The organism is Zhongshania antarctica (genome assembly GCF_014202945.1).
Classification (GTDB): domain Bacteria; phylum Pseudomonadota; class Gammaproteobacteria; order Pseudomonadales; family Spongiibacteraceae; genus Spongiibacter; species Spongiibacter antarcticus.
The window spans coordinates 32,188-54,349 of sequence record NZ_JACHHW010000012.1 but is presented as its reverse complement, the minus strand read 5'-3'; the positions used below and the strand labels follow the sequence as shown (position 1 = coordinate 54,349).

The window sequence follows — 22,162 nt, the reverse complement described above, 5'->3', positions numbered from 1 at the left end:
AGTCTACCATCTAAGCAAAGAGCTATAGACCAAGGGCTCGCCGAGCCCGCTTTTTAAGCATGTTCTAAAAATAATGAGTAAACGTTGGGTTTAATTATGCTTCTAGTGCTTAATTGTTTTAGCTTTTTAATAGTTTTAGCGACCTTGCTGCCTATATCTCGACATCCACACTGGATCGTCAGAGGCATGGACTTCCCCCGCTTGCAAATTGGCGTTATTGCAGCCGTTGTATTGCTTGCCGATTTTATTTTTATGGATCTTCACGCGTCAGTCACTTGGGCGCTGATAAGCGTGACAGCACTATGCTTGATATGGCAGTTATGGTGGATATTGCCTTATACGCCGTTATGGCCTAAAGAAGTAAAGACAGCCACAGACGGCAGCCCGGAGAGACAGCTCAGCATTCTGACCTCTAATGTGCTGACGCCCAACCGTAACGCCGACGCGCTGATCAAGCTGGTCAAGCTGCATCAGCCAGATATTCTCGTCACACTGGAATCGGACCAATGGTGGGAAAATCAACTTAGTGCTCTAGAACCAGATATGCCCTATTGCGTAAAATGCCCCCTGGATAATTTGTATGGCATGCATGTCTATTCAAAACTTCCTCTGGAAGCGCGAGAGATCTCTTATCTGGTCGAGCAAGGCGTGCCATCGATACACGCCTCTGTGGTATTGAGAACAGGCGACAAGGTTCGCGTACATTTCATCCATCCTGCGCCGCCCAGCCCGACTGAAAACCCTGAGTCGGCTGAGCGGGATGCTGAGTTGGTCGTGATCGCTAAAAGTGTCGTCGATAGCGATCAACCTATCATTGTGACCGGAGATCTTAACGACGTTGCCTGGTCCGCCACAACGCGTCTTTTCCGTAAAATCAGTGGTTTATTAGATCCCCGTGTGGGCAGGGGAATGTACAATACCTTCCATGTTGACTATCCCTTACTGCGCTGGCCTTTAGATCATTTGTTTCATAGCCAGCATTTTGTATTAATGTCTATAAAACGCTTGCCCTCAATAGGCTCTGATCACTTCCCCCTGCTAACTAAGCTACTATTCGTTCCACAGCGCGGTGACAATCAAGAGGGCTTGCAGGCTGATGCTGCAGACCATGAATGGTCAAAAGAGATTGCTGAAGAGCAAAACGTCAGTAAACATGATGTGCCTGAGCCCGGTGAGTAAGCGAAGGTAAAGACCCTAGCCTTACGAGTCCGTTTTGGCGCGGACGAATAACTGCCCTAATCCTTGGGGCTCTCCATTAACTCCCTATTGATGAGAAGCCGATTAGCGATGAACAACACGATAAAGGAGAGCAAAGAAGCACGGCAGCGAAAAGTACTTGAACGCTTGGAAAAGTTTAGCCACTTTACCGACAGCAGTATTGGCATACCCTTTACAAAATTTCAGCTCGGCGCAGAATCTGTGATCGGTATGTTACCCGTAGTAGGCGACATAGCCGGTCTGGTCTTGTCTTCTTATGTATTAGTCGAAGCACAACGCGTAGGTGCAACGAAGGAGGTAAAACTCCGAATGTTGCGCAATATAATTATCGACTTTGTGGGGGGCCTGCTGCCGGTAGTAGGTGATGCCTTCGATGCCATATTTAAGGCCAACACCCGTAATACACATTTACTGAAAAGCTACCTGGAAGAGCAACTTGCAACCGAGCCCCCTGCACAGCCCTTTCCCTGGCGAACATTAATTGGCTTGTCGATTTTTTTTGCACTGTTGACGGGCGGATTAATTTTGCTTTTCTAAGCCGGTGAAAGCTTGTTCTCCGGGCACTATCCAATGGAACATTAGCGCCTGCTTGCCCATAATCGTTGTTGGAATAGTTTCTTCACAGACATCGCCAGCCATGCCATAACATACGTGGAGCGGGAGTAGATGCTCTTCTCTTGGATGGCAAAAACGGGCAAAGGGCGCAGCCTCCCATTGCACTAAACGCTCCCGTCGATCCGTTTCGCTTATATCCCCACTGGCGAGGGTTTCGGCTAACCATTGTTCAAAGGCCGCATTTTTCTGATCAAGCTCATTTTGCTCTGCAGAAAAAAACGCCGGTATATTGTGAAACGACGCGCCCGACCCGATCACTAATAAATTATCCCATTGCAGTGCACGCAAGGCCTGCCCCATTGCGAGATGTTCGGCAGCATTTAATGATTGCTTTAAGGAGATTTGCACACAGGGGACATCCGCGTCTGGATACATAATTTTTAAGGGTACAAACATACCGTGATCAAAGCCTCGCGACGAGTCGAGCGCAGCGTCAATACCCGCATTCGCGAAGGATTGATAAACCTGATCGGCAAGCGCAGGTTCTCCCGAACAGGGGTATTGAATCTGGTAGGCCTCAGCGGGGAAACCACCGTAATCATAAATAAGTTGCGGCGTATTGCCAGCAGTAATACTCGGTTCGCGCGCCTCCCAATGAGCGCTAATCACCAGCACTGCACTTGGTTTGCCAATCCGCTTGGCAAACGCCTGCAAGGTAGCCACCATGTCACGGTGTCCAGGGTCGCCCAATAGCGGCATTGGCCCAGCCCCGTGAGAGATATAAATAATATTCTGCTTGATTGTCATTTACTCTCGCTACTTTTATCGCTCAATTCGCGGCAGAATAGCATTTGGCTGAATAGCTAACCACAGGGGATAAACCCGTTTGCGCACCGCCATTACATAGACCATTTTAAATAATGACAGAATATTGGGTATTGCTCGTTATTCTTACGAAGCGTTGAATTACACATAAAAAAAGGCGAGCCAATACTAGCTCGCCTCCTCCCTATCACCGGCACTACACCATTATTAGCCGACAACTAATACCTTACCATCTCGACCACCCTCGGCCGCCGCAGCAACAGCCTGCTTAATTTCGCTAACGGGGTATTCAGCATGGATTGGGGTATGCAATTTACCTTCAATTATGTATTTAGTGATCTTACCAAATACCGCCATTTGCTGCTCAGGTGTCGCGGTGCGGAACCAGCGTGCCAGCCAGAAACCTTTGAGGGTAACATCGCTAAACACCAAGGATTTTGCAGACAAATGGCAGGGCTCACCACTCATCAAACCGTAATTCACCAAAGTGCCGCCCACCGCAAGACAGGCGCCAATGCGATCTGTTGCCGCGCCGCCAATGGCGTCAATCGCCAGCTTTGGTAGTTTATCGCCGGTAATTTTAGCGACCTCTTTAGCGAGGCCTGGGCCGTCGACCAGCACCACGTCGCCACCCTGGGCCTTTACACCTTCGATGGCAGATTCGCGGCGAACAATATTAATGGTTTTCAGGCCTTTAATTTTGGCGAGCTGAACAAGGTAGCTACCTACCCCTGAGTTAGCTGCATTTTGAATGACCCAATCACCAGCTTCTAAGTCTACAAACTGCTCAAGCATCAGCAATGCCGTTGGCGGATTAATGCTCATCATTGCCAGCTGCTTCGGATCGGCCTCATTTGGTACCGGTATAAGCTGAGCGGTCTTACACACTATGTGGGTAGACCAAGTGCCAATACCCACGGGCAACATCACGTTTTGACCTACAGCTGGGCCTTTGCCGCCTAGCTTCACGATTTTACCCACGCCCTCATTACCGCCAGTGGCCGGCATAGGTGGCAATATGCCGTATTCGCCAGTAAGAGTGAGTACGTCTGAGGGGTTAATTGGCGAGGCGATTAACTCTACTAGGGCCTCGTCTTCGGCCAGCGCGGGGGCCTCAAACTCCACGGCAGTAATTGAGTTCTGTGGAATTGGCCCGCGCTCGGTGTATTGTGCTTTTAACATAGTTTGCTCCTTTGGATTTGCGCCGCGTGGCACCCGTGGTGCGCCGACAGCAGGTAAATAGGTTTGGTTTAAGCCACTAATGCTTATAGGTCTCGATACAACTCGGCTATTTTGTCGTAACGCTTGCGATTCAAGCCCATGTCCGAATAACCCGCTCGACTAGATGAGCGGTAATGCACGTGCTGGCTGTCAGTGTCGAGCCAAAACTCCACGTCATCGCGGTAACGCATTAGGGATGTGGTAAACACCACATAGAGGTAATCGTCCGATTCAGTTTGAATCTTAGCCCCGCCATAAGCCGCAACGGCCTTTTTCAATGCAGTCAAGGTGCTGGCTTGCGAATCTTTAAAGGGCAAAGTAGCAACCCGCTTCTCTGGGTCTTTCGCTTGGCTAGACACATTATTAGGCTTGCTGCTTAATGCCGCTAACTTGCCGTCTGTCACGCCCAGCTCGGGCACCTGATTGCCTTGAATAATTACCCTAGCCAAAAACAACACAACAAGAACGCCAATAACTGACAAGGCGATTTTCATGGTTTTATTCCTCTTATTAGCCCTAAGCCTCCCCGCTAGGCAAGACAACCTTGCGCCAGGCAAATTACTTTGTGCGCAAAATAATGGCAGGCAAACATTGACCTGTCAATGATTTGCGCGCAAAATATTTTGGACTTTGGAGAACAACATTGACTGACATACCCGCCCTCAAGCTCAAGAATCAAGTTTGCCACTCGCTGTATTCGGCCACCAACGCCCTAATTCGGGCTTATCGGCCGGTGCTAGATCGGCTTGGCCTAACCTATGCGCAATACTTAGTCATGTTGGCGCTATGGGATGAAGACACCGTTATTATTAAAAATTTGGTGCAACGCACTCGTTTTGACGCTGGCACCCTTACCCCGATACTCAAGCGCTTAGAAAGCAAAGCCTTGGTCACCATTGCTAAATCCAGTGGCGATTCCCGGCAAAAAGTCATTGTGTTAACACCACAGGGAAAAGCCCTCGCCGATCGCGCCCGGAAAACACCCGACAATATCACCCGCCAAATTGCCATGGCGCCAGAGGATGCCCAGCAACTTAAAGCCCTCGCTGAACAACTGTACACACTGATTAATAACAATCTACTAGAAAACGACACCGAGTAAGTTCCCGCGCATATTTCGCAAGTTCACTCCGCCTGCCCGTCAGTACGCCCCAATTTTCAACAAAAAATCAGCCCAAAATAGTTAAATTGCGCCTGTGTGCTATTGTTTTAGTGTTTAGCCACGTCGACTTCGCCGTACATTCACGAAGATGATCTATTCGCTGCGCATTTTGCGTATACCCCGGCCAAGAACTTAGGCAACACCGATTGCACCGTCCAATTAAGTCGATATTTTGGAGGAAAAATGAGAGCGCTTTGGCAGACACTTCTTATTCTGATCTTCTTCAGCTCCCTGGCGCAGGCCCAGCAGACAATGCGCGTTGGCGTAAAATCGGTACCACCGTTTGCAATGCAAACTGAATCCGGCGAATGGACTGGGATCTCGGTTGAACTCTGGAATAATATTGCCCGGCAGCAAAACTGGGAAACCCAATGGCTGCCAATGACAAGATTGATGTGGCAGTGGGCGCGCTGTCGATGACCCCCGAGCGCGAGCAGCTCATCGACTTTAGCTACTCCTTTTTCTCAACCGGCCTAGGTATTGCCACACCAGTAAAAAGCAGCGGCTGGACCACCCTCTTAGTGCAACTCATATCCCCCGCCTTTCTCAGCGCGGTCGGCATTCTTGCCGTGCTGCTACTCGCGGTCGGCGCGCTGTTGTGGCTAGTGGAACACAAGCGCAATCCCGAGCAGTTTGGTGGCAGTGTCGCCGACGGCATTGGCAACGGCTTTTGGTGGTCTGCCGTGACCATGACCACCGTTGGCTACGGCGACAAGGCGCCAATCACCCGAGCCGGACGCCTGCTCGCAACAGTGTGGATGTTTGTCAGCGTCATCACGATTTCCAGCTTTACCGCCGCCATTGCCTCGTCGGTGACCCTAAACCAAATGCGTACTGCGGTGAATGGTGTTGACGACTTAGACCGCGTTCGCACCCTGGTGGTCGCCGGTTCTACTGGCGAGCAAAGCCTTGCAAACAGAGGGATTAGAGCAAACACCGTCACCGATCCAGAAGCTGGGCTAAACACCCTAAAAAGCGGCCAAGCTGACGCGCTGGTATACGACGAGGCCGTGCTGCGCTATTTACTGCGCAATGACGACGCCAACATTCAGGTCTTGAGCTTTTCTGGAAGCAAGCAGGATTATGCACTGGGTTTGCGCTCAGGCTTTGAACAGCGCGAAAACCTTAACCGCAGTTTGCTAGAGGTGACCCGCAGCAGCGCGTGGCAGACAACCATGCAGCAATTTATAGGAATAAAATAAGCAATGCACAGCCTCCTTATGCTCACTTGCGCAACTATCCAGTAGGCGACGTTGGGCCTTACGCTATTCGCTTAAGGCCGCCACCTTCTATTTTAAGTATGCAAGTCAGCCACAATGGCGCGCCACATATCATCGCTTGCCGCATACGGTGAATAGATTGCCAAGCGGTCTGCCAAACCTGCGTACTTCGTTTTTAACAAGCCAGCAATGTCTGCTGGGCGCCCGCGAGTAGTAAACGCATCCAAAAAATCATCGTTAATATAATCGGCCAATTCCTCCCACTTGCCCTGTTTAGAGAGTGCGTTGAGCGTTGGCTGTAAATGTCCGAGCCCCACCGCATCCATTGCCGGGCGATAGGCCGGCGTCGAACCGTAGAAGCCAAGCAGGCCCTTTACGCTCGCCTCAGCCGCGTGGTATTCCTCATCGCTGCTGCCCGTAATAACAATGGCATTAACCTGCAAGCAAAAGTCACTCCGAGCGCGCGCCGATTTTTCTAAACCGCGCGTTACCGCAGGCAAGGCGAGCTCACGGAGAAAAGGCCGCGTATTGAACGGGTGGACAATAAAGCCGTCGGCAACCTCGCCCGCCACCTCGGTCATTTTTGGGCCAAACGCGCCGAGCATAATAGGCGGTATACCGTAGGGGTTAGGGCCTGGATTAAACATTGGTGTCATCAGGGTATGGCGGTAGTAATCACCCTCAAAATTCAGCGCCGCGCCATGCTGCCAACAAGCAAAAAATGCCTTTACCGCTAAAATATACTCGCGCATTCGCGCCGCTGGCGGGTCAAAGGCGAGGCCAAATCGTTTTTCAATGTAGGGTTTTATTTGCGAGCCAACTCCCAAGCTAAATTTGCCCTTAGAATACGTCTGTAAATCCCATGCTTGGTAGGCTATATGAGACGGGTTGCGGGGAAACGCCACCGCAATCGCCGTTGCTATATCAAGCTCTGGCGCGTGTTCGCTGGCCAAGACGAGGGGCAAAAATGGGTCTGAACTTCCTTCTAAGGTGTAAATTCCGTCAAAGCCAATGTCGGCGAGACGCCGAGCCTCACTGGCGGCATTATTTAGCTGCGCATAGAAGGGCCCATCAATTTTCATCACCACACTCCATTCTTATTATTAATTATCAATAGCTTAAAGACGTTGTCAGAACGCCTCCCAGTACAAAATTTGGCATCTTGGGTGAATATACGGCCTACGCCCCATACTAACGGCACAGACAATGTCACAAATTTGCCACATTGCTATTATCGATTCCGTTAATTTACGGTAGGCTGTATGCGCTGATTACATATAACTACACAAAAATAATATTCGGTCGCCAAAAAGCTTTGCTACTTCGTAACCACTACTTACGGTCAATTTTATGAATGCTCGTCTATTGCCCCTCGTTTTTCTATCCTTCACATTGATTAGTGCCTGCGGCGGCTCCAGCAGCACCAGTAGTCACAGCACCCCCAAGCCCAGTTCTGAAGTACCGCAAACCCGCTTTGCCATGGCCAATGGCTGTTATGCGCTGCAATCGGTAAAAACCGCAAAGTACGTCGTTGCCAGCGCAGAAGCTGGCTATGCCACTACTGCCGCGAGCACTAGCGGGGCAGAAGCATTCTTCATGCAGCCAGCCACACTGGGCAAGTATCTGTTTTACACCACGGACAAACGCCTCCTAACTGCCGCTGCCGACACTATTAGTGGTGAAGAGGCTGCAACAGACGCAGCTATTTGGACCATAAACCTGAATACCAGTAACGCCAGCTTTAGTATTGTGTCTGACAGCACCAGCCAGACTATGCAGGTAAATGACAGCGGTGCGCTTATCGCTGGACCAGCCAGTACGGAGCCCGCAGCCCAATTTAAATTCGCCCCCACGACCAACTGCACCAGCTACCCAGAAATGCCGACATCAATAAGCGGCGAAACCTATAAAGGCAGGGGCGTAGACAAGCCTATTATCGGCTTTGCCGATATTCACACTCACATGGGTATGTCGAATGAAATGTCTTATGCCGGAGACGTTGGTCCCTCGGCTGGCGGCGTTTTATACGGTGGGCCTATCCACCGCTTTGGCGTAGACCACGCCCTAGAAGACTGCGAAGAGCTGCATGGCCCCAACGGTATTCGCGACGGCAATAATGTAATTAGCGAAAACCCCACCGACAGTCATGAAACCAAAGGCTGGCCCACGTTTGTAGACTGGCCGCGCCGCGACTACTTAACTCACCAAGTAATGTATTACAAATGGGTCGAGCGCGCCTATTTGTCTGGCTTGCGCCTGATGGTTAACCACGGCACTAACATCGCGGGCTTGTGTAACGTCGGCAAGGTGATTGCAGCCAACCCCAACGCCGACTGCGACGATATGAGTGTTGCCGTTAAACAAGTTGAATACCTCTATGAAGTGCAAGACTATATCGACGCCCAGTACGGCGGCCCAGGCAAAGGCTGGTATCGCATTGTAAAATCGCCTCAAGAAGCGCGTACCGTGATTAACGACGGCAAAATGGCCGTGGTCCTCGGCGTTGAAGTAGCGCAGGTATTTGACTGTGGCGTCACCTTTTTGCTCGGTGGGATCGAACAACGTAATTGTGACGAAGCTCAAATTGATTCTGAAATTCAGCGCTTATGGGATCTTGGTGTTCGCCATGTTTATCCCTTCCACGACATAAACAGCTCACTGGGCGGCGCCGGTCTTTTTAATGGCAGCACCATGAACCTGCTTAATTTCTTGGACACCAAAGCCTTCTTTAAAACCACCACCTGCCGCGACTACCCCGTAGACGAGCCCTTAGTTCGCTCTCCCGGCACAGAGATGGCTACCGGCATTCCCGGCACTGGCGACGACCCTATATCACAGGCCTTTTTTGAAGTCAGCGCCGGCGCCTCACCACTCTACCCCGCCGGTGTTCGCTGCAACGCACGCACGGTCACCGATTTAGGTGAATACGCGCTGCGCGCACTGATGAAGCGCGGCATGGTGATTGATATTGACCATGCCGCCTACCACAGCAAAGACATTATGATTGAACTCGCTGAGCAAGAAGTGCCCAAATACCCGCTGTCTTCCTCGCACGACGCTCACGGCGGCTTAACCAGCGACCAAGCCGCAAAAATGCTGAAAAACGGCGGCGTTATTTATCCCTACAAAGGCAATGGTATTAAGCACAAGGAGTTTTTAGAGAAGTTAAAATTCTGGCGTGCAAAAGCAGGCATTAGCGACACCGATCAAGTGTTAGGTCTAGGCTACGGCGCCGATGCCAACGGCTTTGGCGGCCACCCAGGACCTCGTGGCGGCGACTCAGAACCAGTTCGCTACCCATTCACCCTATTTAGCGGCGACGACTGGGGCCCACAATTTAGCGGTTTCAAGCCCGTTACCGTCAACATGCTGTTGATTCCCGATAGTGGTAAATACTGGCATATCGACGAAACCGGCATGTCGCACTACGGCCTTGTTGCCGACTTCGTTGAAGAAGTGCGCCTAGAAGGTGGCAAAGAAGCCCTTGACGCGCTGTACAACTCGGCCGAAGGCTACGTGAAAATGTGGGAGCGCGCTTACAATCGCAACGCGAACCTGAGCAGTGCCAAATAAACCTGCACTACCTATGCCGCGCGTCTAGGCGCGTGCCAGCAATGCAGCAGTGCACAACAAGAATAAGCCTATACCTCGCCGGACTGCTTGCGTCCGGCTTGGCGCAGGCCCACTCCTTTGGCGAGCCCTATATTCTGCCCATGCCCTATTGGATGTATATCTATGGGGCGATGGCCGCGTTAATTTTGTCTTTTATCGTCTTGGCTTACTTTTACAACGCGGACCAAGCCAACCGCCCAGCACGGAATTGGCCCATCGGCCACCCCCGACTGCTTCAGGCATTTAACACAATACGGCTTGGCGCATTGCTAAAAGGACTTATCTTGCTCTGTTTTGGGCTTGCCATTGTTAGCGGCTTTATTGGCAACCAAGACAGCTACCGCAATTTCAATATGACCTTTTTCTGGATTAGCTTTGCATTAGGCGCAAGCTACCTCAGTGCGGTATTCGGCAACTGGTATCACTACCTTAATCCCTGGCGCGTGATATTGAGTCCGCTAAAACACTTTTGCCAAGGTCGCCAAGCCTACCCCAAGCAATTGGCTTACTGGCCCGCCGTAGCACTGTATATGGCCTTTATTTTGTTAGAGCTATTTGGCAATACCAAGCCCTTCTCACTGTCCTTGGCGCTCATCGCTTACACACTCATTAACACCCTAGCGGTATGGCGTTTTGGCAGCCAAAGCTGGTTTCGCTATGGCGAGCTGTTCTCGGTGATGTTTCAGCTAATCGCCAAAATGGCGCCTATACATTATGACCCCAGCGCCAAGGGGCGAGCCAAGCTCAGCCTGTGCATGCCCTTCAGCGGCTTATTACACCAGCGCCTAGAGCACCGCAGTCTGCTGGTCTTTCTTCTTTTTATGCTGTCGTCTACCGCCTACGATGGTCTGCGAGAAACGACGCTGTGGTTCAATCTGTTTTGGACCGACCCCCTGCATATTTTGGAACCCTTGCTTGGTAAGCACCCGCTCTATGCCTACGTCACCCTTCGCCCCTGGTACTTAGCCTTTGAAGTTGTCTGCTTACTGCTGTCGCCTTTTATCTATTTATATTTATTTCTATTCTTCCTGTGGGCAGGTAAGCGCCTAACCCGCAGCGAGCTGAGTGTCACTGAACTATCACTGCGCTTTGGCTACAGCCTGCTGCCCATCGCCTTGGTCTACCACATTACCCACTACTACACTCTGCTACTCAGCCAAGGCCTTAAAGTACGCGGACTCATCTCCGACCCATTCGGCTGGGGCTGGGATCTATTCGGCACCGCGATCAGCGGCCGACTGCCGATACTCCCCGACATGGGCCTGATCTGGAACAGCCAAGTGTGGCTCATTCTTATCGGTCACGTCGCCAGCGTATACCTCGCTCACGCCGAAGCACTGCGCAGCTTCCCCAGCCAACGCAAAGCCAGCCTCAGCCAACTACCCATGCTGCTATTAATGGTGATCTTCACCGGCGTGGGCTTATGGATACTTGCGCAGCCGCTGCAAGGCTAAACAGAAAGCCTATAAATACCGGCAAAACCGTACCCTCCAAATCTAATTCACATTAATTTAAACTTATTCGGCGATAGGGCTTGCAAGAATTAATTTCCGCTCCTATAATGCGCGCCCTGTCATAGAGAAAACGACAGCAGATCAGTTGCGGGGTGGAGCAGTCTGGTAGCTCGTCGGGCTCATAACCCGAAGGTCGTAGGTTCGAATCCTGCCCCCGCTACCACATTAAAGAACGGCAAATCAGTAACTTACTGGCTTGCCGTTTTTTTTCGCCTGTTGCTTTTAGGCCCCCGTGACACTCCGTGACGTTTTCCGTGACACTTTTGAATTTAGACCCGCGCTGAGCAACTGCCTCTGTGACCTTCGGTCACCACGCTACTACTGCAGCAATAATAAGCTTAGCCCCGAGCAGCTATGACTCGAGACCAGCTAACATGCGCACTCAATGCGCGAGCCAACAGCCAAACTTGTACTAAAGCACACCAAATAGGAAACTGGCGGTCACCTCCAAATGACGCCACCTAAGGTAACCACTGGACTTCCCCGAGTAAAGTAGACAACTCAGCGCTATTCTGTGGACTTCCCCGAGTAAAGTAGACAACTCAGCGCTATTCTGTGAGCACAGGAGGAAGTCTATGAGTAATCAACGTTACACACCAGAATTTAAAGACGAAGCCGTTCGGCAAGTTGTCGAGCGGGGTTATTCTGTCGCTGAAGTAGCAGAGCGTTTAGGGGTCTCTGCCCACAGCCTTTATAAGTGGGTTAATGCTGTCAAACCGGATCAATCAGAAGTTCACGCGAATGAGCTTCGAGAAGCCAAAACTGAAGTCCTTAAATTGCGCGCCCAGCTCCGCCGTACTGAGGAAGAGCGAGATATTCTAAAAAAGGCGGCAAGGTACTTTGCAAGCCAGCCAGAGTGAAGTACCAATTTATTAACGAGCATAAAACGCGATTCAGTGTTCTCTCAATGTGTCGATTGCTGGATGTTGCACGAGCCGGATATTACGCGTGGCTGCATAAACCATTGTCTGCTCGCGCTATTGAAGACCTGCGATTACTGTCTCTAATACGGGCATCTTACGCCGCTAGCGCGGGCGTCTATGGCTCGCCAAGAGTGTTTCAAGATCTCAGAGAAGTGGGCGAAAGTTGTGGTGTCCATCGCGTAGCGAAAATCATGCGCCGCCATCAAATCAAGGCTATTCGGGGCTATAAGACACCTCGTGCGATTGTGGGCCGTCCGTCAATTATTGCGCCCAACCACCTCAAGCGAGAGTTTACGGTCGCGCATCCGGATCAGGTGTGGGTAACCGATATTACTTATTTGCGAACGTGGCAGGGCTGGCTTTATCTTGCCGTTGTCGTTGACCTGTATTCTCGAAAGGTAGTCGGATGGTCAATGAAGCCTAGCCTGGCAAAAGAAATCGTCCTAGATGCATTACTTATGGCCGTCTGGCGCCGACGCCCAAAACAGCGTGTACTCGTACATTCAGATCAGGGTTCACAATACGGCAGCGATGCCTGGCAACGTTTTTGTAAAACCCATAACTTACAACCGAGTATGAGTCGCCGGGGAAATTGCTGGGACAATGCCGTCGCGGAGTCCTTCTTCAGCAGTTTAAAAAAGGAGCGTATTAAGAAAAGAATCTATAAAACACGCGATATAGCACGCAGCGACGTGTTCGATTATATTGAGATGTTCTACAATCAAACCCGACGCCACAGTCACCTCGGTGGCGTCAGTCCAGAGGCATTTGAAACAGCCTCAAAATTGGCGCGCTAAGTGTCTATGTTAGGCAGGGAAGTCCAATTTCTCCTTCGTTCGCATTATTAGTCGATGAGCTGGTTGAGCTTGGAAATCAGGTGGCTTATTTCACCGCGTGAATTATTCGGTTGTTGTGTAATGCCGTTAAAGATCATCCGGGTGAGCTGGTCGGCAATAAGCGTGGGGTCTTCACGTGCTGTGCCAACGACGGTATTCCACAGATAGTGCTCTATGGTGCCAAAGACAGCATTGCGGACAAGTGCTGGCGAGGTGGATTCTGAAATTTCGTCATTTAGTTTTCCTTCGCGAACAACGTTAATAACAATATTGCTGTATTGTCGATTAAAAGTGTGAACTTTTTCTAGTAGCTCGGTTTGCGAACCGCGAGACTCTTTAAGGATTACGGTGCAAAGATCACTATTGTTATGCAAGAGCGACATGTGGGTGTGGATAATATAGCGCAGCTTGTTTTGCGTGCCTGAAATTGCGTTGACACCGGACTCCATTGTGACCGTAATTTCTTCGTAGAAGTCTTCGATGACCTTCGCCATCAAAGCGCGTTTACTTTTAAAATAATGTAATATGGTACCTTCGACCACGCTAATGGAGTTAGCAATTTCCGCGATGGTAGCCAGCTCATAGCCGCGATGAATAAATACTTTTCGGGCGGCGGTGACGATTTCCTTTTCGCGGAGTCGCCGCGGCAGTCGTGTGCGTGTGCCAGCGTTTTTTGTTTTAAGTTCCATGTTATTTTCTCTTGCTTACAAATCTCAGGAGAATAAGTTAATCGTCCCGTGTGCGGTAATATCAGCTTCGCGTCGCTCTTTAAAAAAGTTAAGCCCTTCTGTAAGGCCTTTTCCGCCGAAGCTCGCAGTTTTAGCTGGGTGTTGAGGTTTACTTCCACAGGAAGAGCTTCGCTAAGTTTTCAGTCTCATTCATGGGCTCTCTATCGTCAACACAATTATAAATCATTCCGCTGTGCGTCGCATCCTATTGTGTAAGTGTATCACCTGTTAAAATATCGTGAGCGCCTGATTCTAAATCAGACCGCAGGTGACGAGCCAGGAGCAGCCCATGTCTGGAATAAGACTGGGTTTGGGTGCAAATGCTGGTGAAAATAGGCAAATTTTGCGGGCAATACGATATCAGCGTTTAGTCCGAGGTCGACGCCTGCGCCAATAGCGGGGCATTAATCGTTGATGCCACTGGGAAGGGTATTGTCATCATATATTCCGCGAGTAGGTTGTATGTATTTTCAATCGCCTTGTTAACGTAGTCGTCTAATGGCCCTTCTTGAGTGTGGTTTCAAATGGTCAATGCAACGCTCCAATCTGTAGAAGCAGAACAGGAGTGTCGTCCATGAAGCAAAGGAAATGAATCAACTACTCAGAGGCGCGGGAAGCCGAAATGTGGGAGCGTTGGCAAAAGGGTGATTCTATGCACGCAATAGGTGAAGCGTTTGATCGCTATCATGGCTCCGTAAGTAATATCCTCGCCCAGAATGGCGGTATTTGTCCTGCGGTGAGAAAACGCGCTCCTGTCTCTTTAACGTAGATAGATGTAGTGGCTTAATGTGGATTCAAATGGTCAACGCAACGCTCTAATCTGTAGAAGCAGAACAGGAGTGTCGTCCATGAAGCAACGAAAGCGAATCTACTACTCAGAAGCGCAGAAGGCCGAAATGTGGGAGCGCTGGTAACAGGGTGATTCCATGCATGCTATAGCAATAGCGTTTGATCGCTATCATAGCTCCGTAAGTAATATTCTCACCCAGAATGGCGGTATTCGTCCTGCGGTGAGAAAACGCGCTCCCATCTCTTTGACGTTGATAGAGCGAGAAACTATTTCAAGGGGCTAAGCTAGCCAACAGTCGATACGATCAATTGCCGCTCAGATTGATCGAGCACCTTCCATGGTGAGTCGGGAAATTCAGCGCAATGGCGGTGCTGAATCATATCGAGCAAGCAAGGCTGATACTGACGCCTGGGAGCGGGCACGAAGGCCTAAGTCCTGTAAGCTGGCAGGCAGCCCCTACTTAATACGGGAGATTACTGCAAAACTGATTAAACAGTGGTCGCCAGAGCAAATATCGGGCTGGTTAAAGCGACAATACCCCGATGATGAGTGCTATCACGTGCCTCACTAAACTATCTATAAAAGCCTATTTATACAGACTCGAGGGGTTCTTAAAAAAGAACTGTTGGCCTGCCTACGAACGCGGAGATCATCGCGAAGGCCGAAAAAAGTCAGCTTGAAAGGCACAGGAATTGGCAAGGTACCTGACACTATCTCGATCCGCGAAAGGCCGGCGTCAGTAGAAGATCGGGCCGTCCCTGGGCATTGGGAAGGCGACTTGATCGAAGGCTCAAAAAACACCTATATTGCCACATTAGTTGAGCGCCATTCTCGCTATGTCATATTAGTTAAGGTCAAAGATAAAAAGTCGGAAACGGTTGTTAACGCATTAATAAGATAAGCGAAAAAATTGCCGGATGAACTTTATAAATCTCTCACCTGGGATCGAGGTGCAGAAATGAAAAGTCATAAGAAATTTACATTGGCGACCGATATCCAAGTGTATTTCTGTGATCCCTATAGCCCTTGGCAGCGTGGCACGAATGAAAATACCAATCGTCTATTGAGGGATTATCTTCCGAAGGGAACAGACCTATCCGCTCACTCACAGCAAAAACTAAACTCGATTACCAGACAGCTCAAGGAACGTCCCAGGAAAACATTGGACTACGAGACGCCAGTTGATAGATTTAACGCATGTGTTACATCGATCCGTTTAATCCCCCAGGCATAAAGGTTGTAAGATTGCCGCCCGAACTAAAAAACTTGCCAGTGCCGGTTAATAACGCCGCGCAAATTTTTTCGTCGGCGACGGCACCGCGTAGAGTATCCAATAAGGCATTTGCCGAATCTTCGGTAATGCTGTTGAATGTTGCGGGATCATTTAGGGCAATTGTGCGTACGTAGTTATTGTAGCTGGTGTGGACCATGGTCTGTCCTTACGGTTTTTTGTTGGATGTTAGGCAGTCGATGCTTGCGTCGCCTATCTGGTAGTCGGCGTCGATGTCGAGAATCGTGCCAGTAATGTATTTACCTAGATGGCTGCTTAAATAGGCCGCCGTAGCACCAATATCATCTACCGGGCCTAAGTGGCGCATAGGCAGGGCCTTAAGTAATTTTTCGCCCGCTGCGGGCTCGGTGGCAAATAAGCGTTTTAAGGCTTAAATTTCTGCGGTAAGGCCCGAAGCAATACCGTTAACAGTAATGCCCGCAGGGCCCCATTTCATTGCCCTGGTTTTTAGCAGTGCAAAAATTCGCTTGTAATGGTGTCGGGTTGACCGCTTGCGGCGCGGAAATAAAGCACGCTCCCAGTTTGGTACGATAGTCGAAGGCTGCTCGGCAGACGTGGTTGCTGCCGATCAGGTCGATGTCGATGTCGATGATGGTTTTGAAGCCATTGAGGCTGAGTTTACCGCGGGGGCAAAAAAGTTACCGGCTGTACCCGCAACCACGATATCTAAGCTGCTGAATCGGTCGGACCTGGCTGCGATCGCGTCATTCACCGCTGCGTAGTCACGCACATATGCGCTGAACGCCAGAGCTTTGTGTGAGCCAGCTTCACTGATTCCCGTCACGGCTTTTTTGGGCCTTGTCTGGGTCACGACCAATTACGGTGACTTTGGTGCCAAGCTTGGCTAAAGATTTGGCGATGCCTAGATTGATGCCGCTGGAGATAAAGGCGATTCACCATTATGGGTACTTTCTTTAAATACGGTACTTACCGTATTGGGGAGTTTGGTTGTGATTTATTGGTGCCTTGCCCCGCCGTTCGTTCAATGCTGGTCGTGACATTACCGGCGCTTTTGTTGTGTGCTTATAAAGCATCTGTATTGACATGTTTGTCATTACTTGCTGGGCTGACCAGCACTCAATAGTGGTTTACACCGAGCCTTTAATTGGGTTAGAATTTCGCGTGTCCGAAATACGAAACAGGTTCCCTTCTAAGTGCGGTCCTTTCCCGCTGTAACAGGCGGGTTTTTTGTTCTGGGCGAGATCACTGCGGGACTCTGCTCATTAAATGCTTAATATTCTGTATTATTGAAAACGCGAAATAATAAAATAAAGGCGTTTGTAGTAAATGTCGTTTTTAACGGTTCTGTAGGTATTTATTGGTAATTTTAGGCGCGCTCAGCGTGGGGCTTAGATTAACCCAAGTTTTTATTGAGCACAGCTCAATTGTGCTGTATAAATATAGTAGTCAACTAAGCACACTGGAAAATTCAATGTCAGCTGTACGAAGTTTTAAAAAAGTACTTGTCGCTAACCGCGGCGAAATTGCGATGCGAATATTGCGCACGCTAAAAGACCTGGGGCTGCCATCCGCAGTTCTTTATCACCGTCAAGAGATCGAAAGCCCGGCGTTAAGCCTTGCCGACGAAGCCTACGAGGTATTTGGCGACACGCCTGTTAGTGCTTATCTTGATATTCCCCAAATTGTTGGTTTGTGTAAAGAACACGGGGTTGATGCGGTGCATCCGGGTTACGGATTTTTGGCTGAAAACGCCAGTTTTGTCCGCGCTCTGGATGGGGCTGGAGTGTGTTTTATTGGCCCGCGTCCCGAAGTGATGAATCTTATGGGCGATAAAATTGGTTCGCGTGAGTTTGTCGCTGAGCGTGACTTCCCTATAGCTCCGTCGGTGATTGATGATGGTGACGATGACAAATTCATTGCTGGGGTTATCGAAATAGGCTTTCCCGTATTGATTAAAGCCTCTGCTGGTGGTGGTGGTAAGGGAATGCAGATCGTTCGCGAGGCTGATGGCCTGCGAGACATCGTTGCGACCGCAAAAGTAGAAGCCCAACGTTACTTTGGTGATCCGCGTGTATACGCAGAGCGCTACATCGAAAGCCCACGCCATATCGAAGTGCAGGTATTGGGCGATGAGCACGGTAATTGCGTGCACTTGTGGGAGCGCGAGTGCTCGATTCAGCGCCGTTTTCAAAAGGTAATTGAAGAGACGCCGTCCCCAGCGCTGACCCCAGAGCTGCGCAAAGATATTTGCGAATCAGCAGTGGGTATCGCCAAGGCAACCAATTACACCGGTGCCGGTACCATCGAGTTTATTTTCGCCCCCAATGGCGATTACTACTTCTTGGAAATGAATACCCGTATTCAGGTAGAGCACCCCATTACCGAAATGGTTACTGGTGTTGACCTGGTTGCAGAGCAAGTGCGGATCGCCATGGGCCATCCTCTGAGCTACAGCCAAGAAGAGATTAAGCAGGTCGGTCATGCTATTGAATGCCGTATTTGCGCAGAAATTCCCGACGACGACTTTGCGCCTGCTGCTGGCAAGGTCCTCATGTTGCGTCCGCCAGTTGGCGAAGGCATGCGCTTTGACAGTGGTAGTTACGAAGGTCAAAAAGTCGGTACCGCTTTCGACTCTATGATTGCAAAACTTATTGTTCACGCTGAGGACCGCGATGCCGCTATTGAGCGGGCCTGTGAGGCGCTGGATCAATTCGTGTTACTGGGCGTGGAAACAAACGCAGACTATTTGGGGCGCTTGCTTCGTCATCAGGCGTTTAAAGCAGGTGAGACTAACACCGGTTTCATAAAAGAGCATGCAGCGGATTTGGGGCCGTCGGAACTTAGTGATGACCTGGAGGCTGCCGTATTGGCCGCCGCCGCGCTGAGTGATCACCAGTTTGTGGCGATGATGGATGATGTGCCGTACCCATATCGTCTCATGAAAGAATGGAGAAACTGAGTTGAGATACACATTCAAAATTGGTGATGAACTGCATAAAGTTGCACCGCGTAGTTTGGCCGACGAGCTAGTTTTAACGATTGGTGATGCAGAGTGTCGTGTTGAATTTGAGCACGGTAAAGGAGGACGCTGCAATGTGACGCTAGATGGCAAATCTTATGATTATTGGATGGCTCGTGATGGTGATGACATTTACATAAAAATGTCTGGCAGTTATTTCAAGGTCGCCGCCATAGACCCCTGTGCCGCGGCTGCGGGTGCCAGTGCCGGTGCCGGCGCGATTAGTGCGCCTATGCCGGGTGTTGTTGTTGAAATGCTGGTGCGGGAGGGTGATAGTGTCGTTGATGGAGATAAATTATTGACGATTGAAAGTATGAAATTACAATCGACTATTAGGGCCGCCTGCGACGGTGTCGTTGGACGCATACATGTTAGTGTGGGTTCCGAATTCAACAAGGACGATGTTCTTGTTGAATTCGAAAACGACGATTAAATCCTTGGACATTCACAAAAATCGGCTGGACTATCGCAATGCGTAGAATTCAATCGCGAGTGAACATTAACTCGCCAGAGTACCTAGAATATCTTAAAGCAAACGAAGCACGTTTGGGTGAATTTCATCGCCGCCAAAATGCAGCTCGCCACGAACGTCCTCAGCGGGATCTAGATCGCTTGGCCCGCCAAGGTAAGATGTTGCCACGCGAGCGCTTAGAAATGCTGCTCGATCCGGGTACGCCATTTTTAGAGTTGTCTACTCTGGCAGCGGGCGAGCACTACGATGGTGATTCCCCGTCGGCGAGCTGCATTACCGGCATTGGTATTGTCAGTGGTCGTGAGGTATTGATTCATGCGAATGACAGCACGGTGAAAGGTGGTGCTTGGTATCCGATAACAATCAAAAAGATTGTTCGCGCCATGGATATCGCTATTGAAAATCACCTGCCAGTCATTCACCTGTGCGACAGCGCTGGCGGTTTCTTGGCTCTACAATCAGAATTGTTTGGCGATAAATATTTTGCAGGTCGTATTTTTCGCAATCAAACCATTCTAAGCAAAATGGGTTGTAAGCAATTATCGCTAGTATTTGGTCACTGTACGGCGGGTGGTGCTTATGTGCCCGCGCTGAGTGATTACAATGTTATTGTTCGTGGCACGGGTGCAGTATTCCTCGGTGGTCCGCCACTCGTAAAAGCGGCGACCGGCGAAGAGGTAACTGTTGAAGAACTGGGTGGCGCAGACATGCACACCTCGGTCAGCGGTACCTGCGATTACGCTGCAGATACCGAAGAACAAGCTATTGCTATTGGTCGTGAAATTGTTGGTCAGTGGAGCAAAAAGAAAAAATGGGATGCCCAGCAGCAGGCGCCAGAAGCGCCCTATTACGACCCGAAAGAGTTATACGGTATTATTCCAGTTAACATCAAAACTCAGTTTGACATGATGGAAGTCATTGCCCGTGTAGTCGACGGTAGTCGTTTCCATGAGTACCAGCCCGCCTACGGTAAGACCCTGATCTGCGGTTTTGCTCATATTTGGGGTTACAAGGTCGGCATCATCGGTAATAACGGCATACTATTTAACGATAGTTCCAAAAAAGCGGCGCACTTTATTCAGCTTTGTAACCAAAATAAAACGCCGTTGGTATTTTTGCAGAACATTACCGGCTATATGGTGGGTCGCGAATACGAGCGCGAAGGTATAACCAAAGACGGCGCGAAAATGATTATGGCACAGGCCTGCAGTGAGGTGCCCAAATTCACCATAATGACCAATGGCTCCTATGGCGCTGGTAACTACGGCATGTGTGGTCGCGCCTTTGACAGTCGCTTCTTGTTCAGCTGGCCCAATAGCGAAATTTCGGTAATGGGTGGCGAGCAAGCAGCAAAAACTTTGGCGACCATTAAAACCACTCAGCTTGAGCGCGAAGGCAAAACCCTGAGCGATGAAGAGCGTGCAAAAATTTACAGCGATGTAACTGACGATTACGAGCATCAAAGTAGCGCTTACTACACTTCATCGTTAATTTGGGATGACGGCATTATTGACCCAGCCGATACCCGCAATGCACTGGGTATGGCGATAGCCGCCTCGATGAACACGCCGATAGAAGATCCCCGTTATGGCGTTCTGCGCATATAAAATTTTTCCAAAAGAAGAGAGATAAGTGATGACAAATTTATTTGAATTGAGTGATGAGCAACAAGGGTTACTGGATCATTGCGATCGAATCGGGCGTGATGTGTTGTACCCGTTATCTGGACGTATGGATAACGAAGAATGGTGGCCATCTGAGGTTTTCCCGAGGCTGGGTGAGCTTGGTTTGTTAGGTGTTACCGTTGGCTCTGAGTACGGCGGCGCAGGTATGGACTTTTTGTCTAGCGGTGTGATTTTGCAAGCTTTTTCTCGCTGGAACCACGCTCTAGCTTTGAGCTGGGTCGCGCACGATAACTTATTCGCCAATAATGTTTATGCAAATGGTAGCGAGTTTCTGAAAAAGAAGTATTTACCGGATGTTTGTGCCGGTACAAAGATTGGTGCGCTTGGTTTAACTGAGCCGGGAGCGGGTTCTGATGCATTAGGGTCTATGCATACAACGGCCCGTAAAGATGGCGACCATTACGTTTTAAATGGCAGTAAAATATATATCACCAATGGTGCTGTCGCAGATGTGGTGTTGGTATATGCAAAAACGGAGAAAGATGCAGGCTCAAAAGGTATTACTGCATTCTTGGTTGAGAAAGATTTCCCCGGTTTTAAAGTGGCGCAGAAGCTGATCAAAATGGGTTTCCGTGGCAGCCAAACTGCTGAATTGGTTTTTGAAGAATGTCGTGTACCCTCAGAGAATATCGTTGGTGAGCTAGGACAGGGCCACCGCGTTGTGATGAGCGGACTTGATCTCGAGCGCGCCATGGTGAGCCCAATTTGTGTTGGCATCGCTGAGCGCGCATTGGAGTTGGCAGTGGACTACGCTAAAACCCGTCAGCAATTCGGTAAGCCTATCGCCAGTTTTCAAATGGTGCAGAGTCGCTTGGCAGATATGTACGCCAATGTTGAGACCATGAAATTAATGACCTACCGTGCGTTGTCTGCTTGCCAAGGAGTTGCGCACGGCGAGGCTGGACGCGGGGAAATTCACAAGGTGACGGCCGCGGCAATTATGTTTGTTTCTAACACTTTGAACAAAGTTCTTGATGATGGTGTGCAAGTGCATGGCGGTAGTGGTTATATTTGGGAATCTGAAATAAACCGCTTGTTCCGTGCTACCAAACTATTAGAGATTGGTGCAGGAACAACTGAAGTTCGTAAGCTGATTATTGCCGGTGAGCTACTGCGCTAAGTCTTTCGGT

Annotated in this window: 18 protein-coding genes, 1 tRNA gene and 2 pseudogenes; 14 read left to right on the top strand and 7 right to left on the bottom strand. The window is 49.9% G+C overall.

The window, feature by feature from the left end; translation table 11 throughout:
- Window positions 1-186: 186 nt before the first annotated feature.
- Both HNQ57_RS16440 and HNQ57_RS16435 read left to right on the top strand, forming a co-directional pair.
- Complete coding sequence (locus tag HNQ57_RS16440) at window positions 187-1,179, top strand: endonuclease/exonuclease/phosphatase family protein (RefSeq protein WP_226968212.1); 993 nt, start codon at window positions 187-189, stop codon at window positions 1,177-1,179.
- A gap of 108 nt (window positions 1,180-1,287) precedes the next feature.
- On the top strand, window positions 1,288-1,755 hold the full coding sequence (locus tag HNQ57_RS16435; RefSeq protein ID WP_184464814.1) for a DUF4112 domain-containing protein: 468 nt from the start codon (window positions 1,288-1,290) through the stop codon (window positions 1,753-1,755).
- Here the strand turns inward: HNQ57_RS16435 and HNQ57_RS16430 are convergent.
- From HNQ57_RS16430 to HNQ57_RS16420, 3 genes are all read right to left on the bottom strand, one after another.
- A complete protein-coding gene (locus HNQ57_RS16430) occupies window positions 1,738-2,580 on the bottom strand; it encodes a DODA-type extradiol aromatic ring-opening family dioxygenase (protein WP_184464812.1) in 843 nt (280 codons plus the stop codon). The two genes, HNQ57_RS16435 and HNQ57_RS16430, sit on opposite strands and share 18 nt — an antisense overlap.
- A gap of 225 nt (window positions 2,581-2,805) precedes the next feature.
- Window positions 2,806-3,780, bottom strand: a complete 975-nt coding sequence (locus tag HNQ57_RS16425; RefSeq protein ID WP_184464810.1) for a zinc-dependent alcohol dehydrogenase family protein — start codon at window positions 3,778-3,780, stop codon at window positions 2,806-2,808.
- 83 nt (window positions 3,781-3,863) lie between these two features.
- Window positions 3,864-4,313 carry a DUF1499 domain-containing protein gene (locus HNQ57_RS16420; RefSeq protein ID WP_184464808.1) on the bottom strand — a complete coding sequence of 150 codons (450 nt, stop codon included), beginning with the start codon at window positions 4,311-4,313 and terminating at the stop codon, window positions 3,864-3,866.
- Window positions 4,314-4,462: 149 nt separating this feature from the next.
- Here HNQ57_RS16420 and HNQ57_RS16415 point away from each other — a divergent pair, with 149 nt between their 5' ends.
- Both HNQ57_RS16415 and HNQ57_RS16405 read left to right on the top strand, forming a co-directional pair.
- Entirely contained in the window at window positions 4,463-4,921 is a 459-nt protein-coding gene (locus HNQ57_RS16415) for a MarR family winged helix-turn-helix transcriptional regulator (protein ID WP_184464806.1), read from the top strand.
- Window positions 4,922-5,164: 243 nt separating this feature from the next.
- Window positions 5,165-6,183, top strand: a pseudogene (locus HNQ57_RS16405) (transporter substrate-binding domain-containing protein).
- 92 nt (window positions 6,184-6,275) lie between these two features.
- Here HNQ57_RS16405 and HNQ57_RS16400 read toward each other — a convergent pair.
- Entirely contained in the window at window positions 6,276-7,283 is a 1,008-nt protein-coding gene (locus HNQ57_RS16400) for a TIGR03617 family F420-dependent LLM class oxidoreductase (RefSeq protein WP_184464800.1), read from the bottom strand.
- Between the two features lie 268 nt (window positions 7,284-7,551).
- On the opposite strand from HNQ57_RS16400, the gene HNQ57_RS16395 reads away from it, so the two are divergent.
- From HNQ57_RS16395 to HNQ57_RS16375, 4 genes are all read left to right on the top strand, one after another.
- On the top strand, window positions 7,552-9,774 hold the full coding sequence (locus HNQ57_RS16395) for a peptidase M19 (protein ID WP_184464798.1): 2,223 nt from the start codon (window positions 7,552-7,554) through the stop codon (window positions 9,772-9,774).
- Between the two features lie 41 nt (window positions 9,775-9,815).
- Window positions 9,816-11,267, top strand: a complete 1,452-nt coding sequence (locus HNQ57_RS16390; protein ID WP_184464796.1) for a hypothetical protein — start codon at window positions 9,816-9,818, stop codon at window positions 11,265-11,267.
- A gap of 146 nt (window positions 11,268-11,413) precedes the next feature.
- Window positions 11,414-11,490 (top strand) — tRNA-Met (locus tag HNQ57_RS16385).
- Window positions 11,491-11,902: 412 nt separating this feature from the next.
- A protein-coding gene (locus HNQ57_RS16375; protein WP_221301769.1) for an IS3 family transposase occupies window positions 11,903-13,047 on the top strand; the annotation gives its coding sequence in 2 pieces (ribosomal slippage) (window positions 11,903-12,146 and window positions 12,146-13,047; 1,146 coding nt in all).
- Between the two features lie 47 nt (window positions 13,048-13,094).
- On the opposite strand, the gene HNQ57_RS16370 is transcribed toward HNQ57_RS16375, so the two are convergent.
- Window positions 13,095-13,775, bottom strand: coding sequence for a TetR/AcrR family transcriptional regulator (locus tag HNQ57_RS16370; protein ID WP_184464791.1), 681 nt, complete (start codon window positions 13,773-13,775; stop codon window positions 13,095-13,097).
- Window positions 13,776-14,662: 887 nt separating this feature from the next.
- Here HNQ57_RS16370 and HNQ57_RS16365 point away from each other — a divergent pair.
- Window positions 14,663-15,838 (top strand): annotated as a pseudogene (locus HNQ57_RS16365) (IS30 family transposase).
- Here HNQ57_RS16365 and HNQ57_RS16360 read toward each other — a convergent pair.
- A complete protein-coding gene (locus tag HNQ57_RS16360) occupies window positions 15,807-16,034 on the bottom strand; it encodes an enoyl-CoA hydratase-related protein (protein WP_184464789.1) in 228 nt (75 codons plus the stop codon). The pseudogene HNQ57_RS16365 and the gene HNQ57_RS16360 overlap by 32 nt on opposite strands.
- Before the next feature lie 9 nt (window positions 16,035-16,043).
- Complete coding sequence (locus HNQ57_RS16355) at window positions 16,044-16,202, bottom strand: hypothetical protein (RefSeq protein ID WP_184464787.1); 159 nt, start codon at window positions 16,200-16,202, stop codon at window positions 16,044-16,046.
- Between the two features lie 184 nt (window positions 16,203-16,386).
- On the opposite strand from HNQ57_RS16355, the gene HNQ57_RS16350 reads away from it, so the two are divergent.
- The 5 genes from HNQ57_RS16350 to HNQ57_RS16330 all read left to right on the top strand — a co-directional run bounded on the left by HNQ57_RS16350 (window position 16,387) and on the right by HNQ57_RS16330 (window position 22,152).
- Window positions 16,387-16,617 (top strand): hypothetical protein, encoded by a 231-nt coding sequence (locus HNQ57_RS16350; RefSeq protein WP_184464785.1) that lies wholly within the window; start codon window positions 16,387-16,389, stop codon window positions 16,615-16,617.
- A gap of 710 nt (window positions 16,618-17,327) precedes the next feature.
- Complete coding sequence (locus HNQ57_RS16345) at window positions 17,328-18,815, top strand: acetyl-CoA carboxylase biotin carboxylase subunit (RefSeq protein WP_184464783.1); 1,488 nt, start codon at window positions 17,328-17,330, stop codon at window positions 18,813-18,815.
- 1 nt (window position 18,816) lies between these two features.
- Window positions 18,817-19,308 carry an acyl-CoA carboxylase biotin carboxyl carrier protein subunit gene (locus HNQ57_RS16340; RefSeq protein ID WP_184464781.1) on the top strand — a complete coding sequence of 164 codons (492 nt, stop codon included), beginning with the start codon at window positions 18,817-18,819 and terminating at the stop codon, window positions 19,306-19,308.
- A gap of 38 nt (window positions 19,309-19,346) precedes the next feature.
- A complete protein-coding gene (locus HNQ57_RS16335; RefSeq protein ID WP_184464779.1) occupies window positions 19,347-20,954 on the top strand; it encodes an acyl-CoA carboxylase subunit beta in 1,608 nt (535 codons plus the stop codon).
- 28 nt (window positions 20,955-20,982) lie between these two features.
- Entirely contained in the window at window positions 20,983-22,152 is a 1,170-nt protein-coding gene (locus HNQ57_RS16330) for an acyl-CoA dehydrogenase family protein (protein ID WP_184464777.1), read from the top strand.
- Window positions 22,153-22,162: the final 10 nt, after the last annotated feature.

What these genes read in the sequence shown, in the direction of transcription:
- HNQ57_RS16440 (WP_226968212.1), top strand. Translation starts at nt 187, where the DNA reads ATGGACTTCCCCCGCTTGCAAATTGGCGTTATTGCAGCCGTTGTATTG.
- HNQ57_RS16435 (WP_184464814.1), top strand. Translation starts at nt 1,288, where the DNA reads ATGAACAACACGATAAAGGAGAGCAAAGAAGCACGGCAGCGAAAAGTA.
- HNQ57_RS16430 (WP_184464812.1), bottom strand. Translation starts at nt 2,580, where the DNA reads ATGACAATCAAGCAGAATATTATTTATATCTCTCACGGGGCTGGGCCA.
- HNQ57_RS16425 (WP_184464810.1), bottom strand. Translation starts at nt 3,780, where the DNA reads ATGTTAAAAGCACAATACACCGAGCGCGGGCCAATTCCACAGAACTCA.
- HNQ57_RS16420 (WP_184464808.1), bottom strand. Translation starts at nt 4,313, where the DNA reads ATGAAAATCGCCTTGTCAGTTATTGGCGTTCTTGTTGTGTTGTTTTTG.
- HNQ57_RS16400 (WP_184464800.1), bottom strand. Translation starts at nt 7,283, where the DNA reads ATGAAAATTGATGGGCCCTTCTATGCGCAGCTAAATAATGCCGCCAGT.
- HNQ57_RS16395 (WP_184464798.1), top strand. Translation starts at nt 7,552, where the DNA reads ATGAATGCTCGTCTATTGCCCCTCGTTTTTCTATCCTTCACATTGATT.
- HNQ57_RS16390 (WP_184464796.1), top strand. Translation starts at nt 9,816, where the DNA reads ATGCAGCAGTGCACAACAAGAATAAGCCTATACCTCGCCGGACTGCTT.
- HNQ57_RS16370 (WP_184464791.1), bottom strand. Translation starts at nt 13,775, where the DNA reads ATGGAACTTAAAACAAAAAACGCTGGCACACGCACACGACTGCCGCGG.
- HNQ57_RS16360 (WP_184464789.1), bottom strand. Translation starts at nt 16,034, where the DNA reads ATGGTCCACACCAGCTACAATAACTACGTACGCACAATTGCCCTAAAT.
- HNQ57_RS16355 (WP_184464787.1), bottom strand. Translation starts at nt 16,202, where the DNA reads ATGCGCCACTTAGGCCCGGTAGATGATATTGGTGCTACGGCGGCCTAT.
- HNQ57_RS16345 (WP_184464783.1), top strand. Translation starts at nt 17,328, where the DNA reads ATGTCAGCTGTACGAAGTTTTAAAAAAGTACTTGTCGCTAACCGCGGC.
- HNQ57_RS16335 (WP_184464779.1), top strand. Translation starts at nt 19,347, where the DNA reads ATGCGTAGAATTCAATCGCGAGTGAACATTAACTCGCCAGAGTACCTA.
- HNQ57_RS16330 (WP_184464777.1), top strand. Translation starts at nt 20,983, where the DNA reads ATGACAAATTTATTTGAATTGAGTGATGAGCAACAAGGGTTACTGGAT.